This is a genomic window from Variovorax sp. WDL1 (genome assembly GCF_001541225.1).
Lineage (GTDB): Bacteria > Pseudomonadota > Gammaproteobacteria > Burkholderiales > Burkholderiaceae_C > Variovorax.
In genome coordinates this window covers 1-1,277 of sequence record NZ_LMTS01000197.1, presented here as the reverse complement: position 1 = coordinate 1,277, position 1,277 = coordinate 1, and the positions used below count along the sequence as shown (strand labels likewise).

The following is a 1,277-nucleotide window of genomic DNA, read 5'->3' as shown; positions in this document are numbered from 1 at the left end:
CTGGAGTGAACCCCTGTGGCTGGACCACGGGGCAAATCAGAACTGATACGCTGACCGGGCCTTCAACCAGGAGAAGGTCATGTCATCAAGAGGTCCATACCGGCGCCACGCGCCGGAGTTCAAGATTCAGCTATGCCAGGACATTCGCAGCGGTGCCATCGGCCGGCGCGATGCGGCGAAGAAGTACACCCTGTCGACCAACCTGATTCAGCTCTGGCTGACGCAGTACGACCGGGGAGAGCTGAGCACCGAAGAGGCTGAGGCATCGGTCATCACGGAATACGAGGCCAAGATCGCGGCCCTCGAACGCAAGGTCGGCCAGCTCACCATGGAGCTCGACCTTGTCAAAAAAACTCCACGCCTTCGCCTCGTGAGCGACAACGAGAACTTATCAATCGTCACCGGCCCGAAGCCTGCTCCATTCGACGGGGGTGCCAAGTGATCGATCTTCCGCGCAGCACGTTCTACTACCGGTCGACGGCAGTGGACGAAGATTTGGGAGACGCCCGGCTCGCCGAGTTGATTGGGTCCATCCAGGACGAGGTGCCAGGCTACGGCTACCGGCGCGTGACACACGAATTGCGCCGCCGCGGCCATGTGGTCAATCACAAGCGGGTCGCACGCGTGATGAGGGCCCAAGGCCTGGGCATCAAGCTTCGCAGGCGATTCGTTCGAACCACCGACAGCAAGCACGATTCGCCGATCTTCCCGAACCTTTATCGCAACGTCATCCCGACGCGGCCGAACGAGGTCTGGGTCGCCGACTTCACCTACATCCGCATCGCTTCGGGGTTTTGCTACCTGGCCGCGATTCTGGATGCTTGTAGCCGCAAGGTGGTGGGCTACGCGATCTCGCGCAACATCGACACGACGCTGGCTCTGGCCGCATTGCGATCTGCAGTGGAGGACCGACAACCTCCGGCTGGCTGCATCTTTCACACGGACAGGGGATCGCAATATGCAAGTGAAACCTATCGCAGGGCCCTGCAGGAAGCCGGGCTGCGCGGGTCGATGAGCTCGCCCGGCAATCCGTACCACAATGCGCAGGCCGAGAGCTTCATGAAGACGCTCAAGGTCGAGGACGTCTACATCGGCGGCTACGAGACCTTCAGTGATGTCGCCAGCCGGCTTCCACGGTTCATTGAAGAGGTCTACAACGCAAAGCGGCTTCACTCGGCGCTCGGTTATCTTCCACCCAACGAATTCGAATCCCAGCTTGCTCGGAAGGCGGCTTAGTTCGCATGAGCCCCGTGGTCCAGCCACAGGGGTTCACTCCA

At 60.8% G+C, this 1,277-nt stretch carries 2 protein-coding genes; both read left to right on the top strand.

Translation table 11 applies throughout. From position 1 onward, the window contains the following. The first annotated feature begins 79 nt into the window (after nt 1-79). A complete protein-coding gene (locus tag APY03_RS44510) occupies nt 80-442 on the top strand; it encodes a transposase (RefSeq protein WP_068681404.1) in 363 nt (120 codons plus the stop codon). Next, on the top strand, nt 391-1,236 hold the full coding sequence (locus APY03_RS25925; protein WP_328793979.1) for an IS3 family transposase: 846 nt from the start codon (nt 391-393) through the stop codon (nt 1,234-1,236). Before APY03_RS44510 ends, APY03_RS25925 begins: the two co-directional genes overlap by 52 nt. The last annotated feature ends 41 nt before the right edge of the window (nt 1,237-1,277 follow it).

Excerpts from the sequence above, each read along its gene's own strand:
- APY03_RS44510 (WP_068681404.1), top strand. The coding sequence starts at position 80 with ATGTCATCAAGAGGTCCATACCGGCGCCACGCGCCGGAGTTCAAGATT.